Origin of the sequence: Pseudoduganella umbonata, from assembly GCF_014192225.1 — a bacterium.
Taxonomy (GTDB): Bacteria; Pseudomonadota; Gammaproteobacteria; order Burkholderiales; family Burkholderiaceae_D; genus Rugamonas; species Rugamonas umbonata.
In genome coordinates this window covers 418,193-440,025 of record NZ_JACHXS010000001.1, presented here as the reverse complement: position 1 = coordinate 440,025, position 21,833 = coordinate 418,193, and the positions used below count along the sequence as shown (strand labels likewise).

The 21,833-nt window shown below is 68.2% G+C and carries 13 protein-coding genes; 8 read left to right on the top strand and 5 right to left on the bottom strand.

All coding sequences use genetic code 11. The features are described from left to right. Positions 1-24: 24 nt before the first annotated feature. From FHS02_RS01800 to FHS02_RS01775, 6 genes are all read left to right on the top strand, one after another. On the top strand, positions 25-1,095 hold the full coding sequence (locus FHS02_RS01800) for an MBOAT family O-acyltransferase (RefSeq protein ID WP_371861449.1): 1,071 nt from the start codon (positions 25-27) through the stop codon (positions 1,093-1,095). A 34-nt stretch (positions 1,096-1,129) separates the two neighbouring features. Beyond that, positions 1,130-2,482, top strand: coding sequence for a hypothetical protein (locus FHS02_RS01795; RefSeq protein ID WP_137312529.1), 1,353 nt, complete (start codon positions 1,130-1,132; stop codon positions 2,480-2,482). A gap of 328 nt (positions 2,483-2,810) precedes the next feature. Next, a complete protein-coding gene (locus tag FHS02_RS01790) occupies positions 2,811-5,744 on the top strand; it encodes a TonB-dependent receptor (RefSeq protein ID WP_137312528.1) in 2,934 nt (977 codons plus the stop codon). A gap of 32 nt (positions 5,745-5,776) precedes the next feature. Beyond that, the gene (locus tag FHS02_RS01785; protein ID WP_217496895.1) at positions 5,777-7,384 is read left to right on the top strand and encodes a family 43 glycosylhydrolase; all 1,608 of its coding nucleotides are present in this window, start codon (positions 5,777-5,779) and stop codon (positions 7,382-7,384) included. 639 nt (positions 7,385-8,023) lie between these two features. Continuing rightward, on the top strand, positions 8,024-10,003 hold the full coding sequence (locus FHS02_RS01780; protein ID WP_137312526.1) for a S8 family peptidase: 1,980 nt from the start codon (positions 8,024-8,026) through the stop codon (positions 10,001-10,003). Positions 10,004-10,005: 2 nt separating this feature from the next. Continuing rightward, a complete protein-coding gene (locus FHS02_RS01775; protein ID WP_137312525.1) occupies positions 10,006-11,169 on the top strand; it encodes an MBL fold metallo-hydrolase in 1,164 nt (387 codons plus the stop codon). Between the two features lie 24 nt (positions 11,170-11,193). On the opposite strand, the gene FHS02_RS01770 is transcribed toward FHS02_RS01775, so the two are convergent. Continuing rightward, on the bottom strand, positions 11,194-13,416 hold the full coding sequence (locus tag FHS02_RS01770) for a family 1 glycosylhydrolase (RefSeq protein ID WP_137312524.1): 2,223 nt from the start codon (positions 13,414-13,416) through the stop codon (positions 11,194-11,196). 632 nt (positions 13,417-14,048) lie between these two features. Between FHS02_RS01770 and FHS02_RS01765 the strand changes: the two genes are divergently transcribed. Further along, a complete protein-coding gene (locus tag FHS02_RS01765; protein ID WP_137312523.1) occupies positions 14,049-14,819 on the top strand; it encodes an REP-associated tyrosine transposase in 771 nt (256 codons plus the stop codon). Between the two features lie 146 nt (positions 14,820-14,965). Here FHS02_RS01765 and FHS02_RS01760 read toward each other — a convergent pair whose 3' ends face one another. Next, complete coding sequence (locus FHS02_RS01760; RefSeq protein ID WP_137312522.1) at positions 14,966-15,778, bottom strand: cyclase family protein; 813 nt, start codon at positions 15,776-15,778, stop codon at positions 14,966-14,968. Between the two features lie 175 nt (positions 15,779-15,953). Here FHS02_RS01760 and FHS02_RS01755 point away from each other — a divergent pair, with 175 nt between their 5' ends. After that, positions 15,954-16,949 carry a LysR family transcriptional regulator gene (locus FHS02_RS01755; protein WP_137312521.1) on the top strand — a complete coding sequence of 332 codons (996 nt, stop codon included), beginning with the start codon at positions 15,954-15,956 and terminating at the stop codon, positions 16,947-16,949. Positions 16,950-16,971: 22 nt separating this feature from the next. Here FHS02_RS01755 and FHS02_RS01750 read toward each other — a convergent pair whose 3' ends face one another. From FHS02_RS01750 to FHS02_RS01740, 3 genes are read right to left on the bottom strand one after another with little or no spacing between them, the layout of a single operon-like run. After that, positions 16,972-19,404, bottom strand: a complete 2,433-nt coding sequence (locus FHS02_RS01750) for an efflux RND transporter permease subunit (protein ID WP_137312520.1) — start codon at positions 19,402-19,404, stop codon at positions 16,972-16,974. Further along, a complete protein-coding gene (locus FHS02_RS01745; RefSeq protein WP_217496894.1) occupies positions 19,401-20,507 on the bottom strand; it encodes a WD40/YVTN/BNR-like repeat-containing protein in 1,107 nt (368 codons plus the stop codon). The genes FHS02_RS01750 and FHS02_RS01745 overlap by 4 nt, the downstream gene beginning before the upstream one ends. Further along, positions 20,468-21,814, bottom strand: a complete 1,347-nt coding sequence (locus FHS02_RS01740) for a DUF1329 domain-containing protein (protein ID WP_137312519.1) — start codon at positions 21,812-21,814, stop codon at positions 20,468-20,470. Before FHS02_RS01740 ends, FHS02_RS01745 begins: the two co-directional genes overlap by 40 nt. Positions 21,815-21,833: the final 19 nt, after the last annotated feature.

The following is a 21,833-nucleotide window of genomic DNA, read 5'->3' as shown; positions in this document are numbered from 1 at the left end:
CGCTTCCTGCATTACCTGCTGTTCGTGACGTATTTCCCGCACCTGATCGCCGGCCCGGTACTGCATCACGGCGAGATGATGCCGCAGTTCGCCGACGACCGGAACCGCTGGCCGCGTGCCGGGAATTTCGCCGTGGGCGCGTCGATCTTCTTCATCGGCCTGGGCAAGAAAGTGCTCGTCGCGGACAACCTGGCGCCGTACGCGAACGTGCTGTTCGCCGAGCCGCAGGACGTGTCGCTGCTGGTGGCCTGGGGCGGCGTGCTGGCGTATGCGTTCCAGCTGTATTTCGACTTTTCCGGCTACTCCGACATGGCGATCGGCCTGTCGCGGCTGTTCGGCGTGCAGTTGCCGCTCAATTTCGCGTCGCCGTACAAGGCCACGTCGATCATGGAATTCTGGCGCCGCTGGCACATGACTTTGTCGCGTTTCCTGCGCGACTACCTGTATATCCCGCTGGGCGGCAACCGCCGGGGGCCGGCGCGCCGTTCGGCCAACCTGATGGCCACCATGCTGCTGGGCGGCCTGTGGCATGGCGCCGGCTGGAATTATGTCATCTGGGGCGGCCTGCACGGCCTGTACCTGGTGATCGGCCAGGCCTGGCGCGGCCTCGCGCAGCGCAGGGGCTGGCGCGGCGGCCGGGCCGGCGCATTCGCCGGCTGGGCACTGACGTTCGCCGCCGTCTGCGTGGCCTGGGTGTTCTTCCGCGCGCCCGACCTGCCGACGGCCCAGGCGATCCTGGCCGGCATGGCGGGCGGCCACGGCGTGCAGCTGCCGGCCACGCTGGGCGCCCACCTGGGCGGCCTGAAAGCCACGCTCGACGGCATGGGCATCGGCTGGTACCAGGGCGGCACCGTGCGCTTCATCGAGACGTGGGGCTGGGTGACGGCGGCCGGCGCCATCGCCTTCGCACTGCCCAACACGCAGCAGATCATGCACCGCTTCGCACCGGCACTCGATGCCGCCGGCGACGGGCCGGCCAGCAGCCTGCTGGCGTGGCGGCCGGCGCGGCGCCACGCGGTGCTGGTCGGCGCGCTGGCCGTCCTCGGCGTGCTGTCGCTGAACCGCCCCAGCGATTTCCTGTACTTCCAGTTCTGAACCGCCTACCCATCGCCCCGAGATGAATGCCGAGATGAATGCCGCCATCAAACCCGACATGCCTGGCGACGTGCACGCCGGCCTGCGCCCCGGCCTGCCGCCGGACCCGCGCGCGCACCGGCGCTACCTGCGCTGGATGCTGGGCACGATCGCCGGTGCCAGCGCCGCCGTGGCCGGCTTCGTGCTGCTGGTCGACCCGTACGGCCTGTATGCGCTGGCCGACATCCGCGGCTTCAACCGCGTCAAACCGCCGGTCGAACGCTACCGCAACGAGATCCGCCTGGCCCGCGCCGAGCGTTTCCAGCCCGCCATCGTCATCGCCGGCAATTCGCGCATGGAGGTGGGTGTCGACCCCGAAGGTCCGCACCTGGCCGGCAGCAACGCCTTCAACCTGGCGCTGGCCGGCACGAGCACGGAAAAGGCCGTCGAGCAGCTGCGCCACCTGGGCACCCGGAGCCAGCCCCCGCGGCGCGTCATCGCCGGCATGGAGTTCGTCGACGTGCTGACGGAACGGCCGGTCCATCCCGCCGCCGCGGCTCCGCTGGCCGCCGCGGCCCCGGCCGGCTGGCGTACGCAGCTGTGGCGTGCCGACACACTGTTCTCGTTCGCCTCGCTGAAGGACGCCGTACTCACGGTGGCGATCCAGCACCAGCCCCACGCGGCAATGGCGACCCTGAGGGGCCATAATCCGCTGCTGCAGTATCACCAGGCGGCCGCCACCGAAGGCTATGCCGCGCTGTTCAGCCAGCGCGCCGCCGAGAATACCCGCAAGCTGGCCGCAACGGCCGGCGGCGGCCTGCACGCGGCGGCCGTGCGCAGCCAGGTGGCGGCGCTCATCGATGTCGCCGCGGACGCCGATCCCGGCGTGGCCATCGACCTGGTGATCTACCCCTACCATGCGCAGCTGCTCGCGCTGTTCGAGCGCGCCAGCCTGTGGCCGCGCTTCGAGGCATGGAAGGAAATCCTCGTCGAACAGGCCGAGGCGGGCCGCCGGCGCCATCCGGGCGCGCGCATCGCCGTGCACGATTTTTCCGGCTTCGGTCCGATCCAGTGCGAGGCGGTGCCGGCGCCGGGCAGCAAGGCGCGCACCCGCTGGTACTGGGAAGCGGGTCACTTCAAGCCCGCATTGGGCGAACTCATCATGGCACGCGTGCTGAGCAGCGCGGATCCGCGCATACCGGCCGGGTTCGGCTTCGCGCTCGAGCGGAACACGCTGGTGGCAAACCGCGCCCGCATTGCCCATGAACGGGCTGCCTGCGTGGCAGCGCAAGCGGCGCTGTTCGACGGCGTGGCGCGCGACGTGCAGCGCGAGCTGACCCGGCGCGGCGCCCTCCCCGCCCCTTCGGGCCGCCAGGCTGCAGTCGCCGGCGCACCCTTGCCCAAGTGATCCATTCACCCAGCTGGCCTGACCAGTCGTTGCATAAATGCGTCACTGGTCTGACTGAATTCAGGGTGGCCCGACCAATCGATGCAAAAAACGCAATCCAATCATTTTAATGAGCGGCTGGTTTGGCGTCACGATGCGCGAAGTTAGCAAGCTTTAATGTAAAGGTTATCGTTTTCCCTGTTCTTCATACGTTTTAACTATTTGTATAAGCGATCAAGCTCCGCAATGATGGTGCCGCACGTATCCACGCACATGGTCGTTGGATATGCGCAGCAGACGAGACAGCATGCGCACAGATCCGAAACAAAAATTTGAACAGGAGACTTGGATGCACAGCAGCAAAACCGCATTGAAACTGACCGCCATCGCTTCGGCAGTCCTGGCAATGAGCCACGCCACCGCCTACGCGCAGGCGCAGGCCGCCGAACCACAGGCCGCATCACAAGCCGACACGCAGACCGTCGTCGTGACCGGCTTGCGCGCGTCGCTGGAAAGCGCGCTCAATGCCAAGCGTACGGAAAACAGCATCGTCGACGTCGTGAAGGCCGAAGACATCGGCAAGTTCCCCGACACCAACCTGGCCGAATCGCTGCAGCGCGTACCCGGCGTGGCGATCGACCGCGATGCCGGCGAAGGCCGCAGCATCACCGTGCGCGGCCTGGGCCAAGACTTTACCCGCGTACGCATCAACGGCATCGAGGCGCTGGCCACCACGGGCGGCAGCGACAACAGCGGCGGCACCAACCGCGGCCGCGGTTTCGACTTCAACGTCTTCGCTTCCGAGCTGTTCTCCTCGCTGACGGTGCGCAAGAGCTCCGCCGCCGAAGTGGAAGAAGGCTCGCTGGGCGCCACCGTCGACCTGCAGACGATGCGTCCGTTCGACCTGGCCAAGCGCGGCTTCAACGCCACCGCGATGCTGAAGGGGCGCTACAACGACCTGTCCGAGAAGTCCGACCCGCGCGGCGCGTTCATGTTCTCGGATACGTTCAACAACAACACGATGGGCTACCTGGTCTCCGTGGCCTGGGGCAAGCGCAACCTGTACGAGGATGGCTTCTCCACCGGCCGCTGGGACAATGGCCCGTCGGTGGGCGGCTGGTGCGCGCCGATGGGCGTGGGCACGTCGACGTCGACCACCTGCAGCACTTCGGCCCCCGGATTCCCGGCATCGCAGCGCCTGCCCGGCACGCCCGAGAACATCGCCGCGTACAACGCCGCCAGCAGCGCCGCCAACTACCACCCACGCTTCCCGCGCTACGGCCGCATGGTGCACGAGCAGGAGCGCCTGGGCGTGACCGGCTCGTTCGAATGGAAGCCGCAGCGCGGCACGCGCCTGTCGCTGGACATGCTGTACGCCGACCTCGACGCCACCCGCGAAGAGAACTACATCGAAGGCTTCTCGTTCTCGCGCAACCTGAGCTCGGGCGGCAAGCCGCAGACCTCCGTGGTCGACGTGCAGTACGACGCGCTGGGCCGCATGACCTACGGGGTGTTCAACGGCGTCGACATCCGCTCCGAGTCGCGCTATGACGAGATGCAGACCAAGTTCTTCCAGCCGACGCTGAACCTGTCGCACCAGATCAACGAGGACTGGCGCCTGACCGCGGCGCTGGGCCACGCGAAATCGAAGTTCGAGAACCCGATCCAGACCACCGTCACGTTCGACGCGCCGAACGTGAACGGCTACACGGTGGACTTCCGGAACGGCCGGCTGCCCGTCATCACCTATCCGTTCGACGTCGCCAAGGCCGGCGTGCTGGGCATCTACGGCGTGCCGGACGGCGCCACGGCCGCGGCCAACGCGCTGCCGAGCGAGATCCGCATCCGCCCGGCGGGTACCGACAACACCAACGACGTGTTCAGCACCGACCTGGCCTGGCGCGCGTCCGATACGTGGACGATCAAGGGCGGCGTCAACCTGAAACGCTACAAGTTCAACACGTGGGAATCGCGCCGCGCCAACACGGCCGAGACGATCTACGGCCTGCCGGCAGGCACCGACGTGAACAGCCTGGCGACGGTGCTGACCGGCTTCGGTCCCGGCCAGGACCTCCCGGCCGGCAACGCCACGAGCTGGGTCATGCCGAACATCCAGGCCATCACGTCGCTGTACGACGCGTACTGCAACTGCCTGAAGACCGGTCCGGCCGGCGGCCCGGGCGACTTCACGCTGACGTCGCTGTCGAACACGAGCGCACGCGGCAACAACCGGGCCATCACCGAGCGCGACAATGGCGTGTTCCTGCAGGGCGACTTCGATACCGAACTGTGGGGCTACGGCGTGCGCGGCAATATCGGCGGGCGCTACGTGAAGACGAAGCTGACCGCCACCGGCTATGTCGCCACCGGCGGCGGCACCCCGGTCACGGTGGAAAACGAGTACAACGACTTCCTGCCCGCCTTCAACGTCACCACCAACGTGACGCCGGAATTCCTGGTGCGCCTGGCCGCGGCCAAGGTCATGTCTCGCCCGCCGCTGGGCAACCTGAACCCGGGCGGCACCGTCAGCACCGTCGGCGCGCTGGGCATCTCGTCCGGCAACCCGCTGCTGGAACCGTTCCGCGCCAAGACCTTCGATGCGTCGTTCGAGTACTACTTCCAGAACAAGGCATTCCTGGGCCTGGGCCTGTTCCAGAAGAACATCGCCAGCTACGTGCAGGGCGTGCGCGAATCGATGCCGTATAACCAGACCGGCCTGCCGCTGTCGCTGCTGCCGGCGAACTTCACGGGGACCGAATCGTTCGACGTGACGAGCTTCCGCAACACCCCGGGCGGCAAGCTGCGCGGCTTCGAACTGAACTACCAGCAGCCGTTCACGTTCCTGCCGGCCTGGGGCCGCAACTTCGGCCTGATCGCCAACTACACGAAGGTATCGTCGAAGATCGACTACATCATCTCGGCCACCACCGCCAACAGCGGCACCGTGCGCAACGAGCTGGTGAACCTGTCGCCGAAATCGTGGAACACCACGCTGTACTACGACGACGGCCGCTTCAGCGCGCGCCTGACCGGCGCCTACCGTTCGGCCTACCTGCAGACCGTGCCGGCGCAGAACAACAACGACGTGGCGGGCAAGAACGAGACCACCAACGTCGACCTGTCGCTGTCGTACAAGCTCAACGACAAGGTCGAATTCACGTTCGAAGGCGTCAACCTCACCAACGAGTCGAGCGACCAGTACGTGGGCAGTACGCGCAACAGCGTGAACGTGCTGAACGTGACGGGCCGCGAGTACCTGCTCGGCGTGCGCTACAAGTTCTGAACGGGCGGCCGATGGTATCCCGACGCGATGCAATGAAATCGGCGGGCCTCGGCTCGCTGCTGCTGGGAGCCGGCGCGCCGGCTGCCGCGGCGGCGGCCGCTGCCTGTGCCACTGTTCCCGCCGCTTCCGCCGCCCCCGCCTGGGGCGCCGGCTTCGAAGGCCAGCGCAAGCCGGACCTGGGCAACGGCACGTTCCTCAACCCGATCGTGGCGGGCGACCGCCCCGATCCGTCGATCCTGAAGGATGGCGACGATTACTACATGACGTTCTCCACCTTCGATGCCTATCCCGGCCTGGTGATCTGGCATTCGAAGGACCTGGTCAACTGGCGGCCCGTGACGGCCACGCTGCACCGGAACATCGGTTCCGTGTGGGCGCCGGAATTGTGCAAGCACAAGGGCCGGTACTACCTGTACATCCCGACCAAGAAGACCGCGGTGCCGGGCTCGAAGACGACGTCGTGGGTGATCTGGGCGGACAGGATCGAAGGACCGTGGTCCGACCCGGTCGACCTGGACCTGCCGCGCCACATCGACCCCGGCCACGCCGTCGGCGAAGACGGCTCGCGCTGGCTGTTCCTGTCCGGGGTGGACCGCGTGCGGCTGGCCGACGACGGCCTGTCGACGGTCGGCAAGCCGGAAAAGGTGTACGAGCCGTGGCGCTATCCGGACGACTGGGAAGTGGAAGCCTTTTCGCCGGAAGGCCCGAAGGTGCTGCGCCACAACGGCTACTACTACCTGATCCTGGCGGTGGGCGGCACCTCCGGTCCGCCGACCGGCCACATGGTGATCGCCGCCCGGTCGAAGTCGATCGACGGGCCATGGGAACACCACCCGCGCAACCCGCTGGTGCGCACGGTCGACGTGGCCGAGAAATGGTGGTCGCGCGGCCATGCCACGCTGGTGCAGGGCCCGGCCGGCGACTGGTGGAGCGTCTACCACGGCTACGAGAACGGCTTCTGGACGCTGGGGCGGCAATGCCTGCTGGCGCCCGTCACCTGGTCGGCCGACGGCTGGCCGGACTTCGGCGGTGGCGACCTGTCGCAGCCGATCAGGAAACCGGCCAGGGGCGTCGCAGGCGATCACGGCATGCCGTTGTCCGACGATTTCTCCGCCGACAAGTACGGCATCCAGTGGAACTTCTTCAATCCGGCGCCGGACGAATCGAAGCGGCTGGCCCGGCGCAACGGCACGCTGCACCTGAAGGCCAGCGGGAAGATGCCGTCCGACTCGTCGCCGCTGGTATTCGTGGTGCCGGACCAGGATTACGAAGTCGAATGCGAGATCGAGGTCGATCCCGGCACGCGCGCCGGCCTGCTGCTGTTCTACGACCACAAGCTGTACTGCGGCATGGGCTTCGAGGAGAGGAACCTGGTGCTGCACCGCTACGGCACCGAGCACGGCCAGCCGGCCAACCCGTACGGCCGGCGCGTGTTCCTGCGCATCCGCAACCGCAGGCACGTGGTCAGCATCCACCTGTCCGGCGACGGCAAGACGTGGACACGCGGCCCGCGCGGCTATGAGGTTTCCGGCTACCACCACAACGTGCGCGGCGGCTTCATGTCGCTCAAACCGGCCCTGTATGCGGCCGGCAACGGCGAAGCCCGCTTCCGCAATTTCCGCTACCGCGCGTTCGGCTGACGCGTTCCGGCTGGCCAATCGTTGTTGAGCTCGTGTCCTCGTGCCTGGCACCGGGACACGAGCCCGGCCGTTGTTTCCCCCGCATGAGCTCGTGTCCTCGTGCCTGGCACCGGGACACGAGCCCGGCCGTTGTTTTCTCCGCTTGAGCTCGTGTCCTCGTGCCTGGCACCGAGACACGAGCCCGGCCGTTGTTTCCCCCGCATGAGCTCGTGTCCTCGTGCCTGGCACCGGGACACGAGCCCGGCCGTTGTTTCCCCCGCATGAGCTCGTGTCACCGTGCCTGGCACCGGGACACGAGCCCGGCCGTTGTTTTCTCCGCTTGAGCTCGTGTCACCGTGCCTGGCACCGAGACACGAGCCCGGCCGTTGTTTTCTCCGCTTGAGCTCGTGTCCTCGTGCCTGGCACCGGGACACGAGCCCGGCCGCTCTTTCCTCCGCTTGAGCTCGCGTCACCGTGCCTGGCACCGGGACACGAGCCCGGCCGCTCTTTCCTCCGCTTGAGCTCGTGTCACCGTGCCTGGCACCGGGACACGAGCCCGGCCGTTGTTTTCTCCGCTTGTTCTTCCCTGCGTAGTCCACGCTGACTACAATATTGCTACCCCTTCCGCCTGAATCAACCCTTTCGCACCGTGGAGGTGCCATGCCGGACGATCCGCTGACGCCGCTGGCGCGCGATCTCGCGTACATGCTGGTCTACGCGGGCTGCGAGCCCGAGCCGGGCCGGTTCACCAGCGACCTGCCGGTCGGCGCGGACGTGTGGCTGCATTTCTCGGCCGAGCTGCGCTTCGACGGGGCGGCGTCACTGCTGCTGACCCCGCACTGCGACGTCGACCCGGCCACGCTGCGCCAGGCGGTCGCCCGTTCCCTGCATCGCCGCGAGGAAGACGCGGCGCCCGTGATCGCCTCGAACGAATCCCACCTGCTGGCGCGGCTCGATTTTTTCGGCTTGCTCCGCCTGCTGCCGCTGACGGCATGGTGGCGCCGCCACGCCGGCCGACCGGAAGATGCCGATGCGGTGGCGGCCGTACTGCGCAGCGACCGCACCGCCCAGGAACTGGGCAGCCGCGTGCTGGAACACCTGGCATCGGTGGCGACGATCGGGCGCTTCAAGGACGTGGGCCGGCTGGTGGCCGATACCGTGCATGGCGCGGGGCCCGAGGGCGGGCACGGCGCGCTGGTCCGGCTGGTCAACGTGGCGGCGCTGTACGTGGGCCTGGGCCTGCTCGGCGTCACGCGCGACAGTATCGGAGAAGCGGCGCTGCAGGCCCGGCTCCGCGGTGCCGCCCGCGCGGTGCTGCGCGCGCTGGCCGATTGCTGCGACGGCGACCGCCACGGCGCAGGCGGACTGCCGCCCGGCGCCCTGCCGCCGCTGTGGCACATCGCCCGCAACCGCCCCGCCCGGCATGCGATCGCCGCCAGCCGGCGCACGGTGAAGGCCGATGCCGCCAGCCGGGTCTTCGACACGGGCGGGCGCGGCGTGCGCTGGGCCGTCGTCGATTCCGGCATCGACGCCAGCCATCCCGCCTTTGCGCGCGACGGTGGCGGGCCCGCCATCGATGCCGCCGACGCGCGCCGGTCGCGCATCGTGCAAACCATGGACTTCACCCGGCTGGCCGACCTCACCGCCGGCACGCTGCCGAAGTCCGTCGCGGCCCGCCTGGCGAAACAGCCTGACGGCGCCGCCCTGCTGGAACGCGCCGCCCGCCTCGGCCGCGACCTTGCCGCCGGCCGCATGCTGGACTGGTCGCTGCTCGAACCGCTGCTCGCGGTGTCCCATGCGCCCGGCGGCTACGCGGTGCCGCCCGACAGCCACGGCACCCACGTCGCCGGCATCCTGGGCGCCGGCTGGTATGGCCGGCACTACCTGGAGCGCGGGATGCCGCTGCCGCCGGAACTGGCCGACAGCACCGACCTGCTGGGCATCTGCCCGGCGATCGAACTGCTCGACCTGCGCGTCTTCGATGCGGACGGCGATGCCGACGAATTCACGATCCTCGCCGCGCTGCAATACGTGCGCTACCTGAACCAGAGCCGCGACCGGCAGTACGTGCATGGCGTGAACATCAGCCTGTCGCTGCACCACTCGGTGCGCAGCTACGGCTGCGGCAGCACGCCGGTCTGCCTGGAGTGCGACCGGCTGGCCGGCAGCGGCGTGGTGGTGGTGGCGGCAGCCGGCAATTGCGGTTTCGACGAAGCCTATGCGCGCACCAGCATGGGCGGCGCCTACCGCGGCCAGAGCCTGACGGATCCGGGCAATGCCCGGGCCGCGATCACGGTGGGCGCCACGCACCGCAGCGACCCACACCTGTACGGCGTGTCGTACTTTTCCAGCCGCGGCCCCACCGGCGACGGCCGCGCCAAGCCGGACCTGGTGGCGCCCGGCGAGAAGATCACGTCCACGGCGCCCGGTGCCGGCACGGCGACGATGGACGGTACCAGTATGGCGGCGCCGCACGTATCCGGCGTGGCCGCGCTGCTGCTGGCCCGCCATCCGGAACTGATGGGCCACCCGGGCCGCGTGAAGGACGTGCTGCGACGCTCGGCCACGGACCTGGGACGCGAGCCGGCGTTCCAGGGCTGTGGCCTGGTCGATGCGCTGCGCGCGCTGCAGGCGGTGTGACGATGGCGACGCGGCGCTCAGCCATCTTTTCGCTGGAAGCGCTCGATGCCGCCGAAGGCGATGCGCTGATCCTCCATTACGGCGGCAGCGCCGCGCCGCGCCACCTGCTGATCGACGGCGGTCCGCGCGGCACCTGGCGGCGCACGCTGGGCCCGCGGCTGGCGCAGATCGCCGAACGGCTCGGGCAACGGCCCCTGGAGCTGCGCCACATCCTCGTCACGCACCTGGACGGCGACCATATCGGCGGCGTGCTGGCCCTGGCCGAAAGCCTCGGCGCCGAGGACTGCCCGGTGCAATGCGACCGCTTCTGGCTCAACACGTTCGACGGCGCGCTGCTGGCGCACCTGCCGGCACCGGCGCGCGCCGCCATGGCGGCCCTCGATGACCAGGCGCCGGCCGCGTCCGGTGACGGTGCCCACCCCACCGGCCTGGAAGCCGCCAGAGCCAGCGTGCGGCAGGGCCAGGGCCTGCTGGAACAGCTCGAGCGCCTGCAGGCGGTGGTCAACGGCGGCGCGACATCGCTGGTGGCGGACGGCGGCCCCGCGACGCTGCCGCTCGATCCCGCCATGCTGGACGTGCAGCTGGTCTGCCCGAACATCGCGCACCTGCGCAAGCTGTCGATCGAATGGGAACGCAAGGGCGTCAAGGACACGGCAGCCACCGCCGATTACGTGGATACGTCGGTGTTCAACCTGTCCAGCCTGGTAATTGTCGTCACCGCGCGCGGTGCGGATGGCCGGAAGGCCAGCATGCTGCTGACGGGCGACGCGCGGGGCGACCACGTGCTGGCGGGGCTGGAGGACGCCGGCCTGCTGGATGCGGATGGACGGGTCTATTTTGACGTGCTGAAGGTGCCGCACCACGGCAGCGACCGCAACCTGGAAGCGGATTTCTTCAGGCGCGTCCAGGCGCGGCACTACGTGATCTCGGCGGACGGCCGGCACGATAACCCGTCGACCGACACGCTGGTCTGGATCGCTGCCGGCGCCCGCAAGCGCGGCTGGCGCGTATGGCTGACCAACCGCACCAATCCGCTGCGGCCGGCGCTGGCCGCCAACATCGCCGCCGCGCTGAAGGCGGCGCCGAAACTGAAGACGCACCTGCGCACCCGCGAGAGCGGGGCGCCGGGTGTCATGGTCGACCTGATGGCGCGGGTCGAGTACTAGTGTGCCGCGCGTGCGGTACTTCGATTACCCCCTTCCCGCGCGCGGCACGCTGCGCCGCTCCACGGCGGCAGCCTGGCTGGCGGCGGCAAAGCGCGCCAGCGCGTAGTCGAGCGGGGGCAGCAGCGCGCCGCGCCGTGTTGCCAGCACCGGAGCCACCGCTTCGCCGTCGACGTCATGCTGTACCAGCATTGCACCGAGCCCCAGCAGCGAAGCCGCCCGCCCGACCAGGTCCACCGCGCTGATGCCGCTGTGGTTGCTCAGGTGCCAGATCCCCTGCTCGCCATCGACCGCCAGGTCCAGGCATGCGTCGACCAGGTCGGGCAGGTAGCTGGGCGCCAGCGTCAGGTCCTGCGGCAGGGCCACCGGCTGTCCGTCGCGCAGCGATGCCAGTGCCTGGCCCAGCAGCCCCACGTCGCCGTCGGCGCTGAAGAACTGCCCGCTGCGCACGACCAGCGTGCCCGGATTGACGCCCAGCACGCGGCGCTCGGCCTCGGCCTGGCAATGGCCGAAGGCATCGAGCGGCACCGGGGTCGCCGCCTCGTCGCGCGGTCCCTCGACGCCGGCCAGCACGGCCGTGCTGGAGAACATCTGGTACGGCAGTCCATGCCGCCCGGCGGCCAGCGCCAGCACCACAGCGCCCGCCACGTGGGCACGGTACTGCTCTTCCACCTGCCCCACTTCGGTCATGCCCGGCGCCGGCGGCCGGCAGCCGGCGGCATTGACGATCGCCCACGGCTGGTGCTGGCGGATCAGGCGCTCGACCGCTTCGGGGTCGGTCGCGTCCATCGTGTCCCGGCCGGCCAGCACGCACGGCAGGTTGCGCGCCTTGCAGCGGGCGGCGAAGGCGCGGGCCAGCGCGCCGCTGGCCCCGGCGACCAGGATCGGCGGCATCGGCGCCCTGGCCTGCTGGCGTTCCGACAGCGATGCCGTCACGGCGGGCGCCGCCACCGGCCGGCACAGGAAGCGCCCGGGCCGGTGCCACCAGCCGCTGCCCTGCAAGACCGGATGATCGAGCTTGCGGCCGCTCGACAGCCGGCGCATCAGGTCCGCCACGGCGGTGGGCCGCGGCGCGGCGCCGCGCACGTCGAACGGGCCCGGTTCGTAGTAGCCATGGCAGGCCGTTACCAGGCAGTTCCAGTCGTACGAGCCCAGCAGCGCCCAAACCGTGACGGCGCGGATGTCGGCGCCCGCGTCGCGCTGCGACTGGGCGGCCTGCCAGATTTCGCGCAGCCAGCGCAGCTGGTCTTCGCGGTGGGCGTCGATGTGCGCCTCGGTGATCGCCACCGGCAGCTTGTAGCGCTCCCATACCTCGCCCAGCAGCGGACCGATGCCGCGCGTGGGATTGGCCAGCACGCGCGCCGTTTCCATGTCGGCATGGCGCACGCCCTTGTATTCGTGCACGTGGCTGTCCGGGAAGCGCTCGACGCGGTGATCGAGCCACCGTTCGCTGGTGATGTAGTAATTGACGCCGATGATGTCCGGCGGGCACGGGTTATCGCGGAACCACTGCAGTTCTTCCGGATCGGCGCCCGATGTCAGCATGAAGCCGTACAGCGCGTGTTCCGGCCCGACCATTCCGCACAGTAAGTCCCACGACAGCCAGCGGCGCTCGTTGAAGAAATCGACCAGTTCGGCCATCTCGGGCGTGCCGTAGGTGCGCGACAGGTCGTCGGTCTGTACCAGTTTCGCCTCCGGATTGACTTCCCGGATCGCCCGCATCGCCAGCACGGTGGCGCGGCACTGGTTCAACAGGGCCCGCACGAACGCCTGCTCCGAGCGGGCATGCGGGTACCAGACACCGGACAAGGCGGAAAACCGTGCCGTCGTCAGTGGTTCGTTGACCGGCGTGTAATACGCCAGCCAGGGATAGCGGCGCGCCACCGCGCCGGCGAATTCGGCCAGCTTTTCAGGAAAGCATGGCGACACCAGGCTGGTATGCATCGGCCCGCTGCCATGGTGCACGAGGCCGGCGATCGGTTCCACGCCCAGGTCGCGTAGCCGCGTCAGGCGTGCATCGGACCACGACCAGTCCGCATTGTCGATACCGTCCGGCGCGGTGCGCTCCCACAGGACGGGATAGCGCACGGCGCGAATACCCAGCGAGGCGAAGCGGTCGATGTCGTCGAGCCGCTCGAGGTGGCCGTTGCGTTCCATCTGGCTGAAGTACCGGTCCGACACGCGGTTGATCGTGCATTCGAGGCCGCCCCACAGTTCGAGCGGTGCGGAACCGTTCACGTCATTGCTCATGTTTTCTCTCCAGTGTTGACCCGCCACCAGCTTAAAACCGCACGCTACAGGTCGGCGTGGGTGGACGGGCAACAGCCTTGTCGGACAAGGCGCCGTGCTGCAGCGCGGAAGATTCCTATAAATGATTACAAAAACCGTCAGTTACAAGAAGTTGCGTGTTCGGCCATACGGCGGGAGCACGTGGCGAATACCGGCTCTCGCCAGGCACGTGATATTGCCGAGCCCGTGTCCCGGTGCCAGGCACGGTGACACGAGCTCAGCAGCACCTTCGGCGCCGCTGGAATATTGCCGAGCCCGTGTCCCGGTGCCAGGCACGATGACACGAGCTCAGCAGCACTTTCGGCGCCGCTGGAATATTGCCGAGCTCGTGTCCCGGTGCCAGGCACGGTGACACGAGCTCAGCAGCACTTACTGAGCCGCTGAGGTATTGCCGAGCCCGTGTCACGGTGCCAGGCACGGTGACACGAGCTCAGCAGCACTTTCTGAGCCGCTGAGGTATTGCCGAGCCCGTGTCCCGGTGCCAGGCACGGTGACACGAGCTCAGCAGCACTTCTGAGCCACTGAGGGAAAGTTGCAGGCTGACGTGTGAGTGAGCTCATCTTCGCGTTGTTGCGCAGTGCTAGCCTGATCGAATGGGCCGACCAGACAGACTCCAATTCGATGGCGCGATCTACCACGTCACTTCCCGTGGCAATCGCCGTGCGCGAACCTACGTGGATGACCGCGATCGCGTCATCTGGCTCAGCATGCTGTCGGAGACCGCTACCCGTTTCAATCTCTCCGTGTATGCGCTGTGCCTGATGCCGAATCACTTCCACATGCTGGTCGAAACGCCGGACGGCAACCTCGCGGCCGCAATGCATCACCTCAACAGCCGCTATGCCCGGAAGTTCAACTGGCGGCATGCGCTGACCGGACACTTATTTCAAGGCAGATACCATTCCGGCATCGTCGACGAACAGGCGCAGCTCCTTGAACTCATCCGGTACATCGTGCTCAATCCGGTGCGTGCACGGCTGACGATCTCCGCGGATGAATGGCCCTGGAGCAGTCATCGCCAGACTTGCGACATCCACCAATGTCCACCATGGCTGAACGTGGACTGGATTCTCAACCATTTTCACGGAGCGACACCGGTCGCGCAGATCGCGGCATACCGCGCCTTTATCGCTGCGGGCGCTGCCAAGGGAAAGCCGCGCCCGGCACGCAGAAAACCATCCTGCGCCGTTCGGCTACCCGATCCGACGCCGTCCCTGGCTCAACTGGAACATCTCCATCGCAACAGGGATGCGGCGGTGCGGGCAGCCTGGGCATTGGGGGTCTACACGCGCGACCAGATCGCGCGCCACTTCGCAATCTCGACGAGAACCGTCACCAGGATTACTGCCGACGACAGGCGCTGACCGTCGAATTCATCGACGCTGGTGACCGATACGCTGCTGAGCCCGTGTCAGCGTGCCTGGCACCGGGACACGAGCTCAGCCGCGGCAAGGGTAGCATGCGGTCGTCGACGAGCCCGTGTCACCGTGCCTGGCACCGGGACACAAGCTCAGCCGCGCGGCAAGGCCAGCAAGGCGTCGTCGAAAATGGCCACGGCGCGCGTCCACCCGGCGGAGCCGCGCCGCACCTTGTGGGGGAAGCAGCTGATGTAGAAGCCGTGCGAAGGCAGCGTTTCCAGCGCGTGCAGCTTCTCCAGGTGGCAGTAGCCGATGTCGCGCCCGGCCTTGTGGCCTTCCCAGATCAGCGCCTTGTTGCCTGTCTCGGCGATTTTTTTCGCGGTGTACGCGAACGGCGCATCCCAGCTCCACGCATCCGTGCCGGTCAGCCGCACGCCCCGTTCCAGCAGGTACATCGTGGCTTCGTAGCCCATGCCGCAGCCGGCGGAAACGTAGTCGTTGTGGCCATAGCGGCTGCCCGCGCGGGTGTTGACGACGACGATGTCCAGCGGGCGCAGTTCGTGGCCGATGCGGTCCAGCTCCGCGGCCACGTCGGCGGCGGTGGCCACGTAGCCGTCCGGGAAATGGCGGAAGTCCAGTTTCACGCCCGGCTGGAAGCACCATTCGAGCGGTACTTCGTCGATCGTGATCGACGCCTTCTTCTCACCGGTGGCGGCATCCATCGTCGAATGGAAGTGGTACGGCGCATCGAGGTGGGTGCCGCTGTGGGTGGTCATCGTCACCCACTCGGCGGCGGCGGCCTCGCCGTCCGGGTAGTCCTCGGCGGTGGTGCCGGGGATCATGGCCATGAATTCGTGCAGCGTGTCCGTGTGCTTCTGATACGTGATCTTCGGCGCCAGCGGCGGCGGGTCGGACAGCACCTCGTTTTCAAGGTAGATGGAAAGGTCGATGAAGCGGCGGGTCATGGCGGTCTCCAGCTTGTTGTCAAATATTATGTCGCGTGAAGGGTACTGCCCCGCGCCGGCACCGCCAAATGGATTGTATCGATCACAGGTATCCACAAAACCGATGCTCCGGGTGCCTGCCCGGCGCACCGGATGTGGCATTATCTTCCGCATAAAAAAATTATCAGGAGACACCATGCGATTCAACCGCCTCGACCTCAACCTGCTGGTCGCGCTCGACGCACTGCTGAGCGAGAAAAGCATCACCCGCGCCGCGGGCCGCCTGAACCTGAGCCAGTCGGCCACCAGCGGCGTGCTGGCCCGCCTGCGCGAATACTTCAAGGACGAACTGCTGGTCCCCGTCGGCCGCACGCTGATCCTGACGCCGCTGGCCACCAGCCTGTGCGACCCGGTGCGCAAGGTGCTGCTGCAGATCCAGGCGACGATCGACATCCGCCCGGAATTCGATCCGCAGACGGCCAGCCGCGCCTTCCGCATCCTCGCTTCCGACTATATCTCGACGGTGCTGCTGGGCGACCTGGGCCAGCGCTTTGCCAGCGATGCCCCGAACATCACCCTCGACGTGCTGCCGACGACATCGAGCCCGATCGACCTGCTGGAGCGCGCCGAGGTGGACCTGATCGTCCTGCCCCGCAAGTTCATCGCCGAGACCCACCCGGTCCAGGTACTGTTCGAGGAAACCTATACCTGCATCGCCTGGACCGGCAATACCCAGGTGGGCGAGACGCTGACGCTGGACCAGTACATGGCGCTGGGCCACGTGTCGTCACGCTTCGGTGCCGCGGTGACCAGTTTCGAAGAGTGGTTCCTGAAGATCAGCGGCTACGACCGCCGCATCGAGGTCACGACGACCAACTTCACCAGCATCCCCCACTTCGTGATCGGCACCAACCGCATCGCCACGATGCACACGCGCCTGGCGCGCACGCTGGCGCGCTACTACCCGATCCGCCTGCTGCCGCCGCCGTTGGACATCCCGGCGCTGGAAATGTGCATGCAGTGGAACCACTTCCTCGACCGCGATCCGTCGCACATCTGGCTGCGTTCCGTGCTGGCCGATATCGCGCGCGCCGACCCGTTCGGCAATCCGTCCGGCAAACCAGGCTTCACCATGCAGCGGGAGCAGGGACAGGACGATGAGCAGGCGCCCGCGCTGGCCGCCTGCTCCTGAACCACCTGCTCCCAACCCGAACCTACTCCGCCATCGCCGGCCGGGCCGCCAGGCCAGCCGGCGCTTCCTCCGCCTGCCGCCGCGCCGACGGCATCACGAAGCAGGCCAGCGCCGGCAGCAGCACCAGGGCGCCGACCATATTCCACAGGAACATGAACGCCAGCAGGATGCCCATGTCGGCCTGGAACTTGATCGGCGACAGCGCCCAGGTGGCGACGGCGATCGCCAGCGTCACGCCCGTCAGCAGCACCACCTTGCCGGTAAAGCGCAGCGCGTGCCGGTAGGCTTCGCGCAGCGAGTCGCCGGCCTTTTGCCGGGCCAGCAGGATGCTCATCACGTACAGCGCGTAGTCGATGCCGATGCCCACGCCCAGCGCGATGACGGGCAGCGTGGCCACCTTGATGCCGATGCCGAGCCACACCATCAGCGCCTCGCACAGCACCGATGTCAGTACCAGCGGCACCACAGCGCAGACCACCGCGCGCCAGGAACGGAAGGTGACGAGGCACAGCACGATGACCGCCGCGTAGACCCAGTACAGCATGGCCCGGCTGGCATCGTGGACGACGATGTTGGTGGCCGCCTCGATGCCCGCATTGCCGGCCGCCAGCAGGAACCTGACGTCCTTCGTGTCGTTGTCGCGGGCGAACTCCTCGACGACTTTCACCACCCCGGCCAGCGTGTCGGCCTTGTGGTCGGTCAGGTAGGCATAGACGGTGAGCAGGTTGCAGGTGTCGTTGTACAGGCCGCGCGGCGCGCCCGCCGTGACCATGTTCAGCGCGCCCTGGTTCTGCACCAGCTCATACCATTTCAGGCTGCCCTCGTTCATCCCGGTCAGCACGCGGCGGTTCAGCAGTGCCAGCGAATTCGTCGTCTCCACCGCCGGCAGCTGTGACAGCCGGTATTCCAGCGCATCCACGCGCATCAGCGTGTCGTAGCTGGCGCAGGCGTTGTCCGGCGTCTTCACCATTACGGCGAACACGTCGCTGCTGGCCGCGTAGTGGCTGACCACGTAGGCGTTGTCGCGGTTGTAGCGCGAGTCCGGCCGCAGTTCCGGCGCGCCGGGATCCAGGTCGCCGATCTTCACGTGCAGGCTGGCGTAATAGCCGCCGGCGCCCAGCAGCGCGGCGATGGCGATGGTCGCCGCCGCGGTGCGCCGTTCGGTGAACCGTTCCAGCACCGTCCAGCCGCCCTTGCCGCCGCCATGGGTCGCCTCGGCCGCCTCGGCCTTGAGGCTGCGCCGCGCGGCTTCCGCATCCACGCCGAGCCAGGACAGCAGGATCGGCAGCAGGATAAGGTTCGTCAGGATCAGCGCGGCGACGCCGATGCTGGCGACGGCCGCGAGATCCTTGATCACCTTGATGTCGATGATCGCCAGCACGGCAAAGCCCACTGCGTCGCACAGCAGCGCCGCCAGCCCGGCCAGGAACAGGCGCCGGAATGTGTAGCGCGCCGCCACCAGCTTGTGCGTGCCGCGGCCGATGTCCTGCATGATGCCGTTCATCTTCTGCGCGCCGTGGCTCATGCCGATCGCGAACACGAGGAACGGCACCAGCATCGAATACGGATCGAGCCCATAGCCGAGCAGCGGCAGCAGGCCCAGTTGCCATACCACCGCCACCAGCGAGCAGGCCACCACCAGCAGCGTGCTGCGCGCGCAGCGGGTGTACCAGTACAGCATCGCCGCCGCGATCAGCGTCGACGCGGCGAAGAACAGCAGCACCTGCCGCAAGCCCTCGATCAGGTCGCCCGCCACTTTGGCGAAGCCCACGATGTGCAGGTCCACCTGCCCGCCGGCGTATTTCGCACGCAGCTGCTCCAGCCGCTCGCCCAGCGCCGCGTAGTCCAGCGGCTTGCCGTCGGCGCCGCGCTCCAGCAGCGGCACATACAGGATGCTGGAGCGGCCGTCGACCGCCACCAGCTGGCCAATCTCGCCGGAGCGGGCGACGTTGTCGCGCACCTGGGCGATGCTGCGCGGCGAGCCATCGTAGTCGTTGGGGATCACGGGGCCGCCTTCCATGCCCTCTTCCGTCACGCCGACCCAGCGCGTGGACGGCGTCCACAGCGATTTCATGTAGGTGCGGTCGACGCCGGGGATCAGGAACAGTTCGTCGCTGATCTTCTGCAGCGTGGCCAGATACTGCGCGTCGTACACGGTGCCGCCTTTCGCCGCGACGGCGATGCGCACTGCGTTGCCGAGCCCGCTCAGCTGGTCGCGATGCTCCAGGTAATTGGCGATGTACGGATGGCTGGCCGGGATCATGTCCTCGAAGCTGGCATTGAGCTTCAGGCGCGTGGCCTGCCAGCCCAGCGCCAGCGTCGCCAGCAGGCAGGCCAGCGCCACCAGCAGCCGGTGGTTGAACAGCAGCCGTTCCAGCGCGCTGCCGGAGCGGGTATCGAATTGCGACAGGTCGCGGATCACCGCCTGTTCGCCTGCGGAGCCGCCGAAGCTCATGGCGCACCTCCTTCCAGCATGGCGGCATCGATGCGCGAGACGCCCCGCACGCCGGCCACCAGCACGTCGCCCTCCGCCGTCGCCGCCAGCGCCGCGATCGGCGCCGGTGGCGTGGCCAGTTTCACCATCCGCGCGGGCTGCTGCGCGGTGCCGGCACGGTACAGGTGCCCGGCCTGGTCGGCCAGCAGTACGCCGCGCGGGCCGCTGGCGGATGCACTCAGCGATACCGGCGCATAGCCGGCGAGCTGTTCGAAGCCTTGTCCGTCCCAGCGGAACGCGTTGCCGCGCAGGCCGGCGAACAGCATGCCGCCGTCGGGCAGCGGCCGGGCCGTGAACCACGTTCCCTTATACGGTGCCTGCACCCGCGTGAAGTTGCGGCCGCCGTCGACCGAGCGGGCCAGGTAGCCCTGTTCGCCGGCCAGCCAGGTTTCGTCGCCGCGCGCGGCGATCGCATACACGTGCAGGCCGTCCGGGTTGTCGATCGCGTGATTCAGCACCGCCCAGGTGGCGCCGCCGTCTTCCGTGCGCAGGGCGAGACCATAGGCGCCGGCCACGATGCCGCGCCGGGCGTCGAAGAAGTGCAGGTCCAGCAAGGGCTTGTCCGGCCCGTCCGCGGCGAACTGCCGCGCGGTGGCGGCCAGCGCCTCGTTGTCGCGCGCCGCCGTGTCCAGCAACCGGATGATGCCGCGCCCGTCCAGTTGACGGCGCCATGTGGCGCCGCCGTCCACGCTGTGCAGCACCACGCCGCCGTGGCCGATCGCCCACGCCTGCTGCGGCGTGACGAAGCGCACCGCCGTCAGCGTGACGCTGACGGGCACCTGCGCCTGGCGCCATTTCCGGCCGCCGTCGTCCGACAGCAGCACCAGCCCGCGCTCGCCCACGGCGATGGCGCGTCCGCCCAGGCGGTCGAGGCCCAGCATGACGCGGTGCTGGGCCTGGCGATCCTGCACGGCCGGGCGGTCCAGTACCGCATTGACACCCGCCACCGTTGCCGGCGCCGTGTTTGCCATGGCCGCCGCCGGCACCAGGCAGGCCGCCAGCAGCGTATTGAACAGGCGGCCCATCAGCGCAGCCCCGCGCCGGACAGCGCTTCCTGGCTCCACGTGGCTTCCGGCCAGCGCGGCATCTGTTTATATTGCGCCGCCTTCTCGGTGACCAGGTCGCTGACGAACCACGTACCCGACACCAGGTCGTAGAAGCCGAACGTGATGCTGGTGGTGGCTGGCAGGTCCGGCATCGTCACCGGGAGCGACCACAGCGTCTTCCACAGCTGGCCATTGGCATCCCAGCGGTCCGCCAGCGCGCCGGTCCACGAATCCTCGTCGATGTAGTACACGCTGCGCGGCGCCAGGTGGCGCTGGCCGGCCTTCAGCTTCGCCTCCACCACCCACACGCGGTGCAGTTCCCAGCGCACGCTGTCCGGGTTCAGGTGGTTCGCCGCCAGCAGGTCGGCATCCTTGCCCTTCAGCGAACGGTTGCTGTTGTACGGGATGTACATTTCCTTCTTGCCCAGGATCTTCCAGTCGAAACGGTCCAGCCGGCCGCCGAAGATGTCCACCTCGTCGAAGCTCATCACCCCCGCCGTGGCCGGCGTCGGCGTGTCGCAGCAGGCGTTCGGCAGCTTGCGCGTGCGGCGCTGGCCCGGCAGGTAGACGTAGCTGGAATCCTTTTCGGGGTCGAGATTGAGCTTGCCGTTGATCGCCTCGCCGGCGCGGATCGGCGGGCCGGAATTGACCAAGCGGATGGTCCAGTAGGTGCCGTTGAATTTCTCCGGCGCCGTGTCCTTGTAGTAGTACGGCATGCTGCCGTCGGCCGTGCCGTCGACCGTCATCACGGGCTTGCCGGCCGCCGTCGTCAGGTAGGAGCGGAACGGCTTTTGCCAGTCGGTACCGCGCCAGCGCAGCAGGTGGTTCCACATCACCTCCGCGCCGGTCTTCGGTACCGGGAACGGAATGCCGGCATACGCGCCTTCGGGCACCAGCTTGTCGTTCAGCTTAGCGCGCGTGGCGTTCTTCGCCGTGTTGGCATACACCCAGTCCGGCGCGGCGGCGGTGCGGTGGGTCGGATAGACATCGATGCGGTACGACGGGTACTTCTTCAGCATCGCCTTGCTGCCGTCGGACAGCTTGTCGGCATGCTGTTCCATGTTCTTCGCCGTGATCGAGACGAGCGGTTTCTCGCCCGCGAACGGGTCCTGGTCGCGCCGCCCGCCATTGGCGAAGCCGGCGGCCGCCTTGACGAGGCCGCCATCCCAGGCGGGGATCGTGCCGTCCTTGTTGCCGGCTTTCTCGGCGCCCAGCGGCGTCAGGCTCTTGCCCAGTTGCGCCGCTTCCTCGGCGGTGGCGGCGTGGGCGCCGCCGGCAAACAGGATGGCCGCGAGGGCGAGCGGCAGGTGCTTCATGCGTGTCATGGTGTCTCCGTTCTGGTGT

Bases quoted from the DNA above. Each gene is read 5' to 3' on its own strand.
- FHS02_RS01795 (WP_137312529.1), top strand. From the start codon at position 1,130: ATGAATGCCGCCATCAAACCCGACATGCCTGGCGACGTGCACGCCGGC.
- FHS02_RS01790 (WP_137312528.1), top strand. From the start codon at position 2,811: ATGCACAGCAGCAAAACCGCATTGAAACTGACCGCCATCGCTTCGGCA.
- FHS02_RS01785 (WP_217496895.1), top strand. From the start codon at position 5,777: ATGAAATCGGCGGGCCTCGGCTCGCTGCTGCTGGGAGCCGGCGCGCCG.
- FHS02_RS01780 (WP_137312526.1), top strand. From the start codon at position 8,024: ATGCCGGACGATCCGCTGACGCCGCTGGCGCGCGATCTCGCGTACATG.
- FHS02_RS01775 (WP_137312525.1), top strand. From the start codon at position 10,006: ATGGCGACGCGGCGCTCAGCCATCTTTTCGCTGGAAGCGCTCGATGCC.
- FHS02_RS01770 (WP_137312524.1), bottom strand. From the start codon at position 13,416: ATGAGCAATGACGTGAACGGTTCCGCACCGCTCGAACTGTGGGGCGGC.
- FHS02_RS01765 (WP_137312523.1), top strand. From the start codon at position 14,049: ATGGGCCGACCAGACAGACTCCAATTCGATGGCGCGATCTACCACGTC.
- FHS02_RS01760 (WP_137312522.1), bottom strand. From the start codon at position 15,778: ATGACCCGCCGCTTCATCGACCTTTCCATCTACCTTGAAAACGAGGTG.
- FHS02_RS01755 (WP_137312521.1), top strand. From the start codon at position 15,954: ATGCGATTCAACCGCCTCGACCTCAACCTGCTGGTCGCGCTCGACGCA.
- FHS02_RS01750 (WP_137312520.1), bottom strand. From the start codon at position 19,404: ATGAGCTTCGGCGGCTCCGCAGGCGAACAGGCGGTGATCCGCGACCTG.
- FHS02_RS01740 (WP_137312519.1), bottom strand. From the start codon at position 21,814: ATGACACGCATGAAGCACCTGCCGCTCGCCCTCGCGGCCATCCTGTTT.